This is a genomic window from Bovifimicola ammoniilytica, from assembly GCF_025567085.1.
In the GTDB taxonomy this organism is placed as follows: domain Bacteria; phylum Bacillota; class Clostridia; order Lachnospirales; family Lachnospiraceae; genus Bovifimicola; species Bovifimicola ammoniilytica.
Genome location: NZ_JAOQJN010000007.1, coordinates 83,950 through 97,791, shown reverse-complemented (window position 1 = coordinate 97,791; position 13,842 = coordinate 83,950). Strand labels below are relative to the sequence as shown.

Genomic DNA, 13,842 nt, shown 5'->3' with positions numbered 1-13,842 from the left:
TATTAATTTCTAAAAGTTTGATTTCCTAGAACTTTTATAGGAATTTGCATATAATCAAATAGGAGGGCTAATTCCCTCCTATCCTGATACATTTGCTTACATATATAGTATTCTGTTCTATATTATATTTTTATTCAACATCTTTAATACTGAAGCTGATTCTTCCCATCTTATCTTTGCCAAGGCATACAACCTTAACTACATCACCGAGTGTAAGAACATCTTCAACTCTGTTAATTCTTTCTTTAGATACTTTAGAAATATGAACCATTCCCTCTTTACCAGGTGCAAATTCAAGGAATGCGCCAAATTCTTTGATGCTGATTACTTTTCCTTCATATATCTTACCTTCTTCAAATTCGCTGGCAATTAACTGAATCATTTTAACAGCTTCGTCCATTCCATCTTTATTAACGCCACATACTGATACATCTCCATCATCAGTAATATCAATTTTAACACCTGTACGTTCAATAATAGTATTAATAACTTTTCCACGCTGACCTACTACATCACCAATCTTAGCAGGATCAATCTTAATCTGTACAATCTTAGGTGCGAATTCACCAACTTCTTTTCTTGGTTCAGATATAGCTTTCTTCATACAATTATCCATAATGAACAATCTTGCTTCTCTACATCTTGCAATAGCACCTTCCACAATCTGTCTTGTCAATCCATGTATCTTGATATCCATCTGAATTGCCGTAATACCATCTGTCGTACCTGTTACCTTAAAGTCCATATCTCCAAAGAAATCTTCAAGTCCCTGAATATCTGTTAATAATACAAAATCATCATCGGTTTCACCTGTGACAAGACCACATGAGATACCTGCAACCATTTTCTTAATTGGAACACCTGCTGCCATAAGCGACATACATGATGCACATGTTGAAGCCATTGATGTAGAACCATTTGACTCAAATGTCTCTGAAACTGTTCTTATAGCATAAGGGAACTCCTGAACTGATGGAAGAACTGGTACCAATGCTCTTTCAGCTAAAGCACCATGTCCGATTTCACGACGTCCCGGACCCCTTGAAACCTTTGTCTCACCTACTGAATAAGCTGGGAAATTATAATGATGCATATATCTCTTAGATACTTCATTTTCATCAAGACCATCTATCTTCTGTGCTTCTGATAATGGTGCAAGTGTACAAACATTACATATCTGAGTCTGACCTCTTGTAAACATTGCACTGCCATGAACTCTTGGTATTAAATCAACTTCTGCTGCAAGAGGACGAATCTGTGTGATTTCACGGCCATCAGGACGTTTATGATCTTTTAAAATCATCTTTCTTACAGTCTTCTTCTGATATTGATATAATGCTTCTCCGATTAATCCAAGCCATTCTTCATTGTCAGCAAATGCTTCTTCTAATTTTTCTTTTATTACTCTTATATTTTCTTCTCTTACCTGTTTCTCATCTGTGAATACAGCAACTTCCATTTCTTCCGGAGTTACTATCTCTTTAATTGCTGCGAATAATTCATCAGGTATTGCACAACTTGTATATTCGTGTTTCTTCTTACCTACTTCTGCAACGATTTCATTTATAAATGCAATGATTTTCTGGTTTTCTTCATGTGCTAAATAGATAGCTTCAATCATCTTTGCTTCAGGTATCTCATTCGCACCTGCTTCAATCATAATAACTTTTTCACTTGTAGATGCAACAGTAAGGTTTAAATCACTGTTCTTCCACTGTTCCTGTGATGGATTAAGAATAAATTCTCCGTCTATCATACCAACCTGTGTTGTAGAACATGGGCCATCAAATGGAATATCTGAAATAGATGTTGCTATTGCCGAACCGAGCATAGCTACTAATTCAGGACGGCACTCAGGGTCAACTGACATTACCATATTATTAAGAGTTACATCATTTCTATAATCTTTAGGAAATAACGGTCTCATTGGTCGGTCAATAACTCTTGATGTAAGTATTGCATTTTCTGATGCCTTACCCTCTCTCTTATTAAAACCTCCAGGTATCTTACCTACTGAATATAACTTTTCTTCATATTCCACACTAAGTGGGAAGAAATCTATTCCATCTCTTGGTTTCTCTGATGCTGTTGCTGTTGATAATACTGTTGTATCTCCATATTGCATAAATGCAGCTCCATTTGCCTGTGCTGCTACTTTACCGATTGTAACTTTTAAAGTCTTACCGGCAATATCCATAGTAAATATCTTCATTTTTTTACCTTGCAGTTTGTTTCTGCCTTCCTTTCATTATTTTAATTTCTCCATTTTTGAATTTCACGTTACCCTTTATTATATAAAAGGCTTTCGCCGAAAACACTGAAAAGCTTATAATTCTATCTTCCATAAAAAAACAATAATAATTATAATCTTTTCAGTGGTCTCGGATTTGCAATGCCTCTTTATTGGATAACCATAAATATTTAATTTCAAAAAATGGGGCGGTTTTGGCCGCCCCGAATATGCATAATATCTTTCAGATACTAGATATTGATTATTTTCTGATACCTAATTTCTCAATTAATGCACGATATCCTTCAAGATCAGTTTCCTTTAAGTATGCAAGAAGTCCTCTTCTCTGACCTACTAATTTAAGAAGTCCTCTTCTTGAATGATGATCTTTCTGATGAACTTTTAAATGCTCTGTTAACTCTCTGATTCTTTCTGTTAAAATAGCAATCTGTACCTCTGGAGATCCTGTGTCACCAGGCTGTCTTCCATAAGCTGCAATAAGTTCTGCTTTCTTTTCCTTTGAAATCATAATAATTCCTCCTAATTTTTAATCGCTATACGCTTAGTAACAGGTCGGAGTGTCCTATAACCAAGAGTACGCTAAACTTTTGGCATAAACCTTATATATTATAACATAGCCATCCGGCTTTGTCTATAATTAAATTAACTATTACAACTTTACATTGATATTAATAAATTTAGTTAATGATTCTTGTAGCACACACTGGTGTTGTATAGAAAGCATTTCCAATTATTATACCTGTTCTCTCTGTGCTGGCATGAATAATCTGACCATTTCCAATGTATATCGCAACATGTCCAATTGAACCTCCATGGCTATAGAATAATAAATCACCCGGCTGAATCTCTGAAAGTGATACTCTTGTACCATTATTAGCCTGTTCTCTTGAAGTTCTGCTAAGACCATATCCAAAGTGTTCAAATATTCTCATTGTGAATCCAGAACAGTCAGTACCATTAGTAAGACTTGTTCCTCCATAAACATATGGATTGCCTAAGAATTGTTTTGCATATTCTATCAAGTCAACTGTTGTATTAGATATTCCGTTACCGTATGATAACTCTTCTATTGTTACACCCTTAGGTAATGTCTGATAGACATCGACATATTCTGCACTTACATATCCGAATTTATTATCTATATTAACTTTTACCCAGCCGTCTAATAACTCTACAGCTTCTAATTCTTCATCATATGCAACTCTTGTCAGAATTGTACAATCTGTATTAGGCTCTTCTCTTACCATAAGCATATCTGCTTTAACTTTAGCAACTGTTGCTAAACAACCTGATGCTCTTTCATTTGCCTCTGCACCGGTAAGAAGATATTCAGCACTTACATAACCCTCAACGCTTCCTGAGGATATCTTATACCAGCCATCAAGTGTCTCAAGTATCTCACAACCTGCATTCATAGGAAGCTTACCAAGAACTTTTCCATCTAAATCAGGTGTCTCTCTTACATTTAAGTAGTTTGTAACGTTTGCTACACCTAGTACATTATATCCTGCTACAATTGAACTTACCTGCTGTGGCTGCTGTGGCTGTTCTTCCTGTGCAGCCTCTTCTGCTGCTTTATCTGTTGTTTCTGTTTCTTTAGTATCCTCTGTATCTTCGGCGGGTAACATACTAAGAACTGTATCTACAGCTTTAATACTTACCTTACTTTCATTGGCAAGTGTATCTATATAATAATTATTAAGAATTGAAGCTATACCACCTGATAATTTATTATCAACACTTTTATCTTCATTTTTATTACTTTTAGCACTATTCTCATTCTCATTATTTACTAATAATTTAGCAATTCCTGCTGATGGAATGGTTACTTCTGCTGAAATATTGCCTTCAAATTTTGCCTTATTACTCTTAGCATCTGTCTGCATATGTATTCCAGTTATCATAAAACTAGCTAATGCCACTCCTGTAACTCCATATGCTATATTTTTTCTGTATTTCATGATATCGTCCTTTTTCACTTGTATACCTCTCTGAATATTTGTCTTTGTATACTTAGTTATTATTACATTTGCTTAATTTGACCAATTGTTATTTGTTCAATTGTTACAAAAATGTTACATTTGTTACGAACTTATTATATCACAAAACCATTATATGTCAACTTTTGTTTGTTTTTGTATTCTGTATTATATAAATGCTTATTCTGAATTAATAATCTTTCCTTGCTATTATAAGATAGGAAATTACAAGGCACAAAACTGTAAGACTTCCTGCTGCCAGATATACCTGTGTCATATCAGGATTAAGAATCATATCTTTTAAGTTACTAAACCACGCTTTATTCTTAATCCATAATGCAAATCGTGCAGGCATTGAGTCATTATCATTTTCTTCTAAATTATGCAGCTGTACAGGTATCATACATACTACAAGATAAACTATCCATATTATAATATATACTTTTTCTTTATACATTACAGCTAATGCCGATAGCAACATCATCAGTGCTATTACAAAGCCAATCAATAATAAAACAGAGCCGATATTTATATACTTATCCATATGCTCATTTATAAGGCAGCTTTCTTTACCTGCTTTATTATATATCTGCTTTTGAAACTTATATGAAATTGCTAAGAATACTGTTAATATCAGATACTTTACGATTTCAAAAATCAATTCTGCAATGTAGAAAGATTTTCTGGTTCCACCCATCTGTATATATATTTTAAAATCATTTGCCATTCCCATCGGTATGAAAAAAAATTCAAAAAAGCATGTAATTAATATAGTCATTATTATCGAAATCTGCTGGCTATCACTGTCTCCATTGATTAGCTGTATGGTTAAACCCACAAAAAAACTTGCTGCCATACATAATAAAAATATTAGTAGTTTTCTGTAACTCATCTTAAATAATTTAACAGTCATAATTCTCTCCATTCTGCAGGTATTTCATTTTCATTGCCTGCCATTCAAAGTTATCGTATACGATAAATGCGGTAACATTCTTTCTTTTATTCTATTCTCTATTTCTGTACGAAAATTAATACATTATTATTTTCGTATTTTTATTGACTTTTGTTTTGCTTATCATTAGGATAATAATTATTATATTATTAAGGAGATTTCACTAATGCAAAACAATTTCTATACACCTACAGAGGTTGTACAAAATAATATTGACGGGCAGATTACTAAAGCAAATCTTTCACTTTTCAAAATGATTATGTTAGGTATTTTCGCAGGCGCTTTCATCGCACTCGGCGGTGCTGCGAGTAACGTAGCAGTTCATAACATAAGCAATGTCGGACTTGCAAGAACCTTAGCCGGAGCTGTATTCCCTGTCGGTTTAATGCTTGTTATATTAGTCGGTGGCGAATTATTTACCGGAAACTGTATGTTAATAATGGCATATATGAATAAGAAAATCAGTGGTTTATCAGTAGTAAGAAACCTTGTAGTTGTCTACCTAAGCAACCTTTTAGGTGCATTGATAATCGATATATTACTTTTCTTTTCAGGTCAGTTTGATTACTCAAACGGTGGTCTTGGTGCATATACCATAAAAGTCGCAATTGGTAAAACTAATATTAAGCCTTTGGCAGGTTTCACAAGCGGTATTCTCTGTAACATCTTAGTATGCCTTGCAATACTTATGGCTTCAGCCGCTAAAGATGTAACAGGCAAAATACTTTCCGTATTCTTTCCTATTATGGCTTTCGTTATCTGCGGTTTCGAGCATTGCGTTGCAAATATGTTCTATATTCCAGCCGGAATGTTAGCAGCTACTAATTCTGATTACGTAAATAAAGCGCAGGAATTATATGGTTTGACTTCTTCACAATGTGATGCTTTATTATCACCAAAAAGCCTTGTATGCTTTAGCTATGTAACAATCGGAAACATAATCGGTGGTATGATTTTTATCGGTGTTGCGATATATGTAATCCATAAAAATGATTTAAAAGCAGACTAATATATCTTTATCTAAGAGTCAGGTAAGTATTTACTTTAAACCATCTTTAGAAAGTCAGGTCATAATATGATTTTAAAGATTTAGCACTTATTTGGCTCTTATTTTATATTTATCAGGTTCTTATCTCATATTTATAAATCATTTTCCATTCTAAATATTCAATCACAGCATAGATGATAATGCTTACGGCAAAAACACTTAAGCATACAACTGGCATTTGCAGATATTTTCTGATTAATGATGCCGGAAAAACTCCTCCTCCACATAATCCCCCGACAAATCCACCAAGCATACAGCTTATAACATAACCTTTCATTCCATATTTATAAATTATTAATGATAGTATTTCGCCTGCCGCCAAAACCAAAATACATATTATAATTGAACCAATAATTCTTGTAAGTTCCATTTTATCAAATATCACATATACAATCATATCTACTATATTTACTATACATATAAGACCTAATGCCACAATATTTTTACTTATGAAGAGTCTTCTTCTTGTACTTCCAAATGCAATATATACTCTTAAATAACAAGTCGTAAATGAAATTACATATGTAAGCATAACAAATAAATTAAAATATAATGTATATACCATTCCTATTCTCGACATTTTAGAATAAGTTGGAGCACTTAAAAAGGCAAAAAATATTATCACTAATGCAAATGTCAAAAAACTAACAAGCAGATTTTTTAATGCCTGTCTTGTAATTCCTTTAATCTCTGTCATAATCTATTCCCCCTTGCCACATAATGCCACGAATAGATTTTGCAAATTAACAGGCTGTACACTTACATCAGCATTTGCATTTATTCGTTCGCCCGGTTTTGCTAAAACTGTTACGCCCTTGCTTCTTCCAATATTTTCTCTGTGATGTACTTCCATACCCTCCACTAACTTATCTACTTCTTCAGCTTTTCCACTTATATGAAATGCTCTGTCTAGAAGTTCTACCGTATTCTCTTTAAGAATGACCTGACCATTTTTCATAATAATTACTTCCTCGAAAATGTCTGCTGCCTCTTCTATGATATGTGTAGATATTACAAATGTTCTGCCTGTCTTATCATATTCATCTAATAAAGCGCGGTAAAACTGGTCTCTTGCTACAACATCAAGTCCGGCAACCGGTTCGTCAAGAAATGTAAATTCAGACTTGCTTGCCAATGCAACAATTATTGTAACCATTGACATCATACCTTTAGATAACTTGCAAATCTGCTTCTTTACATTTAATTCGAATTCTTTAATAAGTTCATCTGCCATTTCAGAATCCCAATTTGGATAAAATATTGAAGCAATCCTCAGATACTCCTTAACCTTAATATTATTGTTACCCATTACTGCCATAGGATTTAATTCTCTTGAGAAACAGATTTTATTAATAACATCTTTATTTTCCCATACCTTTTCGCCATCTAAGGTGACAACTCCTTCTGATGCCATACTCTGTCCTGTCATTATTGATAAAAGCGTTGTCTTTCCCACTCCGTTTCTGCCAATCAGACCATAAATCTTTCCTTTTTCTATATCAAGATTTATACCTTTAAGCACTTCTTTATTTCCATACTTTTTATATATTCCTTTACATGATAACATTTCACTCATACTTTTCTCCATTCCGCAGAATTTAATATCTGCTCTATTCCTTAGGCAATTTTCTTTAATCTTCTTTCTTAATCATATCTATAAGTTCTTCTTTGCTGATACCAATACTTGATGCCTCTAACAAAAGCTTTTTTATATAATTATCATAAAATTCTTCTTTTCTTTTTGCCATTATCATCTCTTTGGCTCCTTTCACAACAAACATTCCAATACCACGCTTCTTATATAGGATTCCTCTATCTACAAGAATATTAATCCCTTTGGCTGCAGTTGCCGGGTTAATTGCATAGAGTTTCGCAAGTTCATTAGTACTTGGTGCTTTCTCTTCCTCTAGTAAGATATCCCGCAATATATCCCGTTCAATCATTTCTGCAATCTGTATGTAGATTGATTTCTCCTGAGTTAATATCTCGTTCATTTTCTCCTCCTTTCCTGCTTTGATAGCTCAAAAGTAATAATTTATATGTATTTTTGCAATTACTTGTATGGTTCATTACTTATGTAACTAACCATATCACTAAGTAACTTATCTGTCAAGCATTTTTGAAATTGAAATACAAAAACCTCCCTTGCAGACATTAAGTAAATTTAATTTCACTTATTTGCCTGCAAGAGAGGTCATTTTTTACGCATAATATTTAATTTTTATTTAACCGCTAAAGCAAATTTGATATATAAATAATTATTTTATTTCCATACTTCTTCAGCTATTTCTTTAACTAATTTAAGTTTTGCCCACTGCTGTTCTTCTGTTAATTTATTGCCTATTTCGCATGATGCAAAACCACACTGAGGACTAAGGTATAATCTGTCAAGAGGTATGTATTTTGCAGCTTCATTAATTCTTTTAATAACTGTTTCCTTATCTTCTAATACAGGAGATTTTGTTGTAATTAAACCTAAAACTACCTTTTTATCACCTGTAACCTTTGAAAGTGATTCAAAACCACCTGAACGTTCATCATCGAACTCTAAATAATATGCATTTACATTTTCCTTTGCAAATAATGTTTCTGCAACGCTGTCATACGCTCCACTGCTTGCATATGTAGAATGGAAATTTCCTCTGCATACGTGTGTATTAATTATCATATCTTCTGGTTTATCTACAATTGCAAGGTTGTTGATATCTACAAGCTGTTTCTTTATTTTCTCTAATCCCTTGCTGTCTGTTCCAAAGAACTGACATGCATTTTCATCAACTAACATACCCCATGAGCAGTCATCTAACTGAAGATTTCTGCATCCTGCTGCATATACATCTTTGATGAATTTCTTGTATCCATTAGCAATATCTATAGCAATTTCATCTGCTGTATTATAATATTTCTTAGAATTATCCCATGCAAAAGGCATAATCATCTGTTCTAAGAACTGTGCTGGTGCAGGTATTGTAAGTTTTGCAACTGTATTCTCATCTTCAAACTGTTTGATGAATTTAAAATGCTCAATAAAAGGATGTTCGCCAAGTGAAACTTTTCCTGTAAGATAAGTATCATCAATCATTGCTGCTTCGCCATGGAATGGTAAGCCTGTCTCTGTTTTCTGATGACCGACACCATTAAAGCCCCACATAAAATCTAAATGCCATGTTGCTCTTCTGAATTCACCATCAGTAATTACTTTATATCCTAATTCTTTCTGTTTGCTGACAAGTTTAGTTATACATTCATCTTCTACTTTTGTTAAATCTTCTCTTGTAATTTTACCGTTTTCATAATCTTCTCTTGCTTTCTTTAAAACCTCTGGCCTTAAAAAGCTTCCTACATAATCGTATCTGAATGGTGTGTTTAATTTACTCATATCTTATCTCCAATCTGTTAATATTTTATAGTTTTCGTGATTATAATTCCTAAAATATATATTATAAAAATCACATATTTCTATACAGCTCCATATAACTGACTATATAACACTTTATACATCTATCTATATCATTTTTATAATATCCAGAATTACTAATCAATTTATGGTTCACATATTAACATATTTACAGAAATCGGAAAAATATGAAAAATCTATAGTTTGTTATAGTTTTAGACTATATCAATCTTATGTAATAAAACTATCTGCCTAGTTAAATTTTTTGAATTTTCTTAAAACCAACACTATTATGGTTTGAATATATGGAATAATAGCAAAAATACATACAGCAATTGCCACTATAGCAAGTAGGTAAGACTGGCCAAATGAAGTTCCTATATCATCTGTATTTGCAAGTTTTCCATTAACCACAGCCATTACCGCCCAGACTAACCCTGTTAAGCATATTAATGCAATCGGCAAACCGATATAATAAAGTACCTTAACTAATTTATTCTTAATCCTGTCACCCGTCTTTATTATTCTTATGCTCACTCTCGTCCCAAGAATGCTTGTAATTAATGTAGCTACAGTAAATAAAGCTGTTGCAAATAATCTTACAGAAATATCCTCATTATGAAAAATAATAAATGTAGCTGCCATCACAAGAATTGTAATAAACATTCCTGATATTTTATATTCTTTACTTAACATTTTCTTTCTCTCCTCTTCATAGCAATCTTTTATATAATTTCTTTTGTTTCTGTTATTGGTGCAGTACGACCACTCTTTACATCATCTTCCGCTTCAGATAGTGTTGCTAACTGTAAATAATCATCCTTAGCAAATCTATGATAAGTAATACCAAAATCATCCTGCTCCACACAGTATACATATGGTTCTACATTCTCATCTTTCAGATACAATACGGTACCTAATCCATCTGTTTCCTTTTCAAATACTAATTCCGTATTATTCTCTCTGGCATATCTTTTGAATACTTCTAATATTTCTTCAAACTTCTGTGTCTTAAGTGCTGCTAAAAAGACAGGTAAAAATTCCGGTGTGTCAATATTATCCTCAACATATTTACAGCCTTTATCTAAGACTTCAATGCAATATCTGTCCTTATTATAGGTAATATTAACATTTCCTAATTCTTCTGCTTTATTCTTCATATAATCAGATAGCATTTCTAACAAATCATCATTGGAAACTGATTCAGGCACTTCCATATAATCACACAGGGACGATTTAGGATAATATAATCTTATATCTGTATCTATATTTCCTATTTTCAACTGCCATTCTTTAATTGTATCAATTATATGCTTTTTAAGTGTCACTTCTACTCCACCTTTCCGATTTTATTTGTCACATTATCTGCTATATTATTGTCATATTGTTTGTCACATTATTTACTGTATACTATTTGTCGCAGTATTCATTATATTATCGTCATATTATTTACTATAATATTGTTTATCGTATTATTTGTGGCATTATTCGTTATATTATTTATCATATTCATCTAAGAAATGATGTTTAATGCCATCTTTTTTATAAGCAACTAAAGTGTCTAAGTTAACATTTTCAACACTTCTGAAAATATTGCTCTCAACGAATGGATTAACTTTCTTCAAATCGCTTATAAGCTTCTTTATCTCCATTCTCTTAGACTGATTTTCTTCATTATTACACGTTGTACAGGTGTCTGTAAATTTGCAGGCACACTGTATAAAATGCAGATTATTATAATCTCTCCACGCCTTTATATCATCTTCACGAATTAAATATAGCGGACGGATTAATTCCATTCCCTCAAAATTCGTACTATGAAGTTTAGGCATCATAGTCTGCATTTGTGCACCATATAACATACCCATAAGTATTGTTTCAATTACATCATCATAATGATGTCCGAGTGCTATTTTATTACAACCCATTTCCCTGGCATAGCTGTATAAATGTCCTCTTCTCATTCTCGCGCAAAGATAACATGGGGACTTTTCTATATTATATACTGAATCAAATATATCCGATTCAAATATCTTAATCGGTATATTGAGCTTCTTCGCATTTTCTTCGATAACCTGACGGTTTGCAGGACTATATCCCGGGTCCATAACTAAGAATTTAACTTCAAATGGGAATTTATTATGAAGCTTTAATTCCTGAAACAATTTTGCCATAAGCATAGAATCTTTACCACCTGAAATGCATACTGCAATTCTGTCGCCCTCTTTTACAAGCTCGTATTCATTAATTGCCTTTGTGAATTTGCACCAGATTTTCTTTCGGAATTTCTTTCTTATGCTAAGTTCAACATCTTTGGCAAAATCCGTATCACTTTCATTATCTTCTGACATGACATCTAACAGCCACGCAATATATCCTCCTTCAAGACTCTTTGCTTTTATGCCATTCTCATCAAGCTTCTCTACTACTTCTTCACTATATATTCCTCTTGTACAGCATATGATAAGCTCCTTACTAAAATCAATCTTATCATTATTAATGATATCATCTGCCGGAACATTTATAGCACCTGGTATCTCTCCATGTGCTACCTCCACCTCATCACGAATGTCTATAATCTGATATGTCTCTTTATCTTTCTTTTTTAATTCCTGTACTGTTATACTCATTGCTTTATTTCCTTTTTTATACTATTCATTTTATATTTATATGCTCATTGTCTTCTAACAATTTTTAAGTATACTTAATTTTATTCTATTTTTCAACTGTCTGATATTACATATTATAAGTGCCTGTATATTAAATACCTTATGGCTTTATCAGTTCATACAATGTTTCAACCACTTCATCTATCACATTGATATCAACCGATGAGTAATTCATTACATAAGTATTTCTGTAATTCTCTGCATTTTTACCATTTCCATTTTCATCATTTTCAATGTAATAACCCGATAATGGCATCATATTAATACCTTTTGCCCTTGCAAGCCTTACGAATTCCTCTTCACTATATTTACTGTCTATATGCATCAGAAAATGTACACCTGCTTCGTCACCCTCAATTTCAATGTATTTACCTAGTCTGCTGTTACAAAATGCATCGACGATAACTTCTCTCTTATTCTGATAATAAGTTCTCAGACGGTTAATATGCTTCTCAAAGCTTCCGTTTTTCATAAAATTTGCAAGTGTATACTGCTCGAAATTCGAAACCGTACACGAATAAAAACCAAGTTTTTCATAGAATTTTTCCATTAACTGTGATGGCAGAATCATATAACTTATTCTCACCGTTAATGCCAATGTCTTAGTAAATGTATTAATATATATGACTTTATCTGATACACCATTTTCATCTGAACAGGCAAAGATTGCTGAAGCTGCCGGTGCATGCGCAGTTATGGCACTTGAAAGAATTCCTGCTGATGCAGCATTAATGATGCAGCTTGGTGCAGAGGGCGTATTCGTTGGTTCAGGAATCTTCAAATCAGGTAATCCCGAAAAACGTGCAAATGCTATCGTAAAAGCTGTTACAAACTACACAGATGCTAAACTTATCGCTAAATTATCTGAAAACTTAGGCGAAGCAATGGTTGGTATCAATGAACAGGAAATCGCATTATTAATGGCTGAAAGAGGTAAATAAATGACAATTGGTATATTAGCAGTTCAGGGAGCATTTATTGAACACGAAAAAATGCTTGAAAAACTTGGTGTAGACTCTATAGAACTCCGTAAATCAGAAGATTTAAACAAAGAGTTTGACGGTATCATTCTTCCCGGTGGTGAAAGCACTGTTCAGGGTAAATTACTAAGAGAGCTTAATATGTATGATAATCTTAAAGCCCAGATTCTATCAGGCAAACCAGTTCTATCAACCTGTGCTGGAATGATTCTCCTTGCCGAAAAGCTTGATGATGATAATACAACTCATCTTGCAACGATGCCAATAACTGTCAAAAGAAATGCTTACGGCAGACAGCTTGGAAGCTTCTTTACAACTGATACTGTTAAAGGTATCGGTGAAATTCCAATGACTTTTATCCGCGCCCCTTATGTATCGGAAGTATCAGATGGTGTGGAGGTTTTAGCCGAAGTCGATGGTAAAATCGTTGGTGTAAAATATGGGAATCAGCTTGCATTTGCCTTTCACCCTGAATTAAATGACGACCTGAGTATTCATAAGGCATTTATTGATTTAATAAAGTAGTAAAACATTAGACAGGACATTAAAAGAGAAGTCCGTCTATA

Annotated in this window: 15 protein-coding genes; 3 read left to right on the top strand and 12 right to left on the bottom strand. The window is 33.1% G+C overall.

The window, feature by feature from the left end; genetic code table 11:
- Positions 1-130 precede the first annotated feature (130 nt).
- From OCV48_RS10300 to OCV48_RS10285, 4 genes are all read right to left on the bottom strand, one after another.
- A complete protein-coding gene (locus tag OCV48_RS10300) occupies positions 131-2,212 on the bottom strand; it encodes a polyribonucleotide nucleotidyltransferase (RefSeq protein WP_021982973.1) in 2,082 nt (693 codons plus the stop codon).
- A 280-nt stretch (positions 2,213-2,492) separates the two neighbouring features.
- Positions 2,493-2,759, bottom strand: a complete 267-nt coding sequence (gene rpsO / locus OCV48_RS10295) for a 30S ribosomal protein S15 (protein WP_021982972.1) — start codon at positions 2,757-2,759, stop codon at positions 2,493-2,495.
- 169 nt (positions 2,760-2,928) lie between these two features.
- Positions 2,929-4,212, bottom strand: coding sequence for a C40 family peptidase (locus tag OCV48_RS10290; protein ID WP_147591872.1), 1,284 nt, complete (start codon positions 4,210-4,212; stop codon positions 2,929-2,931).
- Positions 4,213-4,420: 208 nt separating this feature from the next.
- Positions 4,421-5,143 carry a hypothetical protein gene (locus OCV48_RS10285; RefSeq protein ID WP_021982970.1) on the bottom strand — a complete coding sequence of 241 codons (723 nt, stop codon included), beginning with the start codon at positions 5,141-5,143 and terminating at the stop codon, positions 4,421-4,423.
- Positions 5,144-5,348: 205 nt separating this feature from the next.
- Here OCV48_RS10285 and OCV48_RS10280 point away from each other — a divergent pair, with 205 nt between their 5' ends.
- Positions 5,349-6,191 carry a formate/nitrite transporter family protein gene (locus tag OCV48_RS10280; RefSeq protein ID WP_021982969.1) on the top strand — a complete coding sequence of 281 codons (843 nt, stop codon included), beginning with the start codon at positions 5,349-5,351 and terminating at the stop codon, positions 6,189-6,191.
- 112 nt (positions 6,192-6,303) lie between these two features.
- Here OCV48_RS10280 and OCV48_RS10275 read toward each other — a convergent pair whose 3' ends face one another.
- The 8 genes from OCV48_RS10275 to OCV48_RS10240 form a co-directional block, all read right to left on the bottom strand.
- Complete coding sequence (locus OCV48_RS10275) at positions 6,304-6,927, bottom strand: hypothetical protein (RefSeq protein ID WP_021982968.1); 624 nt, start codon at positions 6,925-6,927, stop codon at positions 6,304-6,306.
- Positions 6,928-6,930: 3 nt separating this feature from the next.
- Positions 6,931-7,806: an ABC transporter ATP-binding protein gene (locus OCV48_RS10270; protein ID WP_021982967.1), complete on the bottom strand. Its 876-nt coding sequence runs from the start codon at positions 7,804-7,806 to the stop codon at positions 6,931-6,933.
- Between the two features lie 55 nt (positions 7,807-7,861).
- Positions 7,862-8,224 carry a GntR family transcriptional regulator gene (locus OCV48_RS10265; RefSeq protein ID WP_021982966.1) on the bottom strand — a complete coding sequence of 121 codons (363 nt, stop codon included), beginning with the start codon at positions 8,222-8,224 and terminating at the stop codon, positions 7,862-7,864.
- 269 nt (positions 8,225-8,493) lie between these two features.
- Positions 8,494-9,609 (bottom strand): 5-methyltetrahydropteroyltriglutamate--homocysteine S-methyltransferase, encoded by a 1,116-nt coding sequence (locus OCV48_RS10260; protein ID WP_021982965.1) that lies wholly within the window; start codon positions 9,607-9,609, stop codon positions 8,494-8,496.
- A gap of 270 nt (positions 9,610-9,879) precedes the next feature.
- Positions 9,880-10,323, bottom strand: a complete 444-nt coding sequence (locus OCV48_RS10255; RefSeq protein WP_021982964.1) for a hypothetical protein — start codon at positions 10,321-10,323, stop codon at positions 9,880-9,882.
- Between the two features lie 29 nt (positions 10,324-10,352).
- The gene (locus OCV48_RS10250) at positions 10,353-10,955 is read right to left on the bottom strand and encodes a DUF3877 family protein (RefSeq protein ID WP_147591870.1); all 603 of its coding nucleotides are present in this window, start codon (positions 10,953-10,955) and stop codon (positions 10,353-10,355) included.
- Positions 10,956-11,123: 168 nt separating this feature from the next.
- Positions 11,124-12,257, bottom strand: a complete 1,134-nt coding sequence (locus tag OCV48_RS10245) for an ATP-binding protein (protein WP_021982962.1) — start codon at positions 12,255-12,257, stop codon at positions 11,124-11,126.
- Between the two features lie 139 nt (positions 12,258-12,396).
- Entirely contained in the window at positions 12,397-12,882 is a 486-nt protein-coding gene (locus tag OCV48_RS10240; RefSeq protein WP_262559638.1) for an aminotransferase-like domain-containing protein, read from the bottom strand.
- 37 nt (positions 12,883-12,919) lie between these two features.
- Here OCV48_RS10240 and OCV48_RS10235 point away from each other — a divergent pair, with 37 nt between their 5' ends.
- Together OCV48_RS10235 and pdxT are read left to right on the top strand one after the other, a co-directional pair.
- On the top strand, positions 12,920-13,237 hold the full coding sequence (locus tag OCV48_RS10235; RefSeq protein ID WP_021982960.1) for a beta/alpha barrel domain-containing protein: 318 nt from the start codon (positions 12,920-12,922) through the stop codon (positions 13,235-13,237).
- The gene (gene pdxT, locus OCV48_RS10230) at positions 13,238-13,801 is read left to right on the top strand and encodes a pyridoxal 5'-phosphate synthase glutaminase subunit PdxT (protein WP_147591868.1); all 564 of its coding nucleotides are present in this window, start codon (positions 13,238-13,240) and stop codon (positions 13,799-13,801) included.
- Positions 13,802-13,842: the final 41 nt, after the last annotated feature.

Bases quoted from the DNA above. Each gene is read 5' to 3' on its own strand.
- OCV48_RS10285 (WP_021982970.1), bottom strand. From the start codon at position 5,143: ATGACTGTTAAATTATTTAAGATGAGTTACAGAAAACTACTAATATTT.
- OCV48_RS10245 (WP_021982962.1), bottom strand. From the start codon at position 12,257: ATGAGTATAACAGTACAGGAATTAAAAAAGAAAGATAAAGAGACATAT.
- OCV48_RS10265 (WP_021982966.1), bottom strand. From the start codon at position 8,224: ATGAACGAGATATTAACTCAGGAGAAATCAATCTACATACAGATTGCA.
- OCV48_RS10255 (WP_021982964.1), bottom strand. From the start codon at position 10,323: ATGTTAAGTAAAGAATATAAAATATCAGGAATGTTTATTACAATTCTT.
- OCV48_RS10275 (WP_021982968.1), bottom strand. From the start codon at position 6,927: ATGACAGAGATTAAAGGAATTACAAGACAGGCATTAAAAAATCTGCTT.
- OCV48_RS10270 (WP_021982967.1), bottom strand. From the start codon at position 7,806: ATGAGTGAAATGTTATCATGTAAAGGAATATATAAAAAGTATGGAAAT.
- OCV48_RS10235 (WP_021982960.1), top strand. From the start codon at position 12,920: ATGACTTTATCTGATACACCATTTTCATCTGAACAGGCAAAGATTGCT.
- OCV48_RS10260 (WP_021982965.1), bottom strand. From the start codon at position 9,609: ATGAGTAAATTAAACACACCATTCAGATACGATTATGTAGGAAGCTTT.
- OCV48_RS10290 (WP_147591872.1), bottom strand. From the start codon at position 4,212: ATGAAATACAGAAAAAATATAGCATATGGAGTTACAGGAGTGGCATTA.
- OCV48_RS10280 (WP_021982969.1), top strand. From the start codon at position 5,349: ATGCAAAACAATTTCTATACACCTACAGAGGTTGTACAAAATAATATT.
- pdxT (WP_147591868.1), top strand. From the start codon at position 13,238: ATGACAATTGGTATATTAGCAGTTCAGGGAGCATTTATTGAACACGAA.
- OCV48_RS10300 (WP_021982973.1), bottom strand. From the start codon at position 2,212: ATGAAGATATTTACTATGGATATTGCCGGTAAGACTTTAAAAGTTACA.
- rpsO (WP_021982972.1), bottom strand. From the start codon at position 2,759: ATGATTTCAAAGGAAAAGAAAGCAGAACTTATTGCAGCTTATGGAAGA.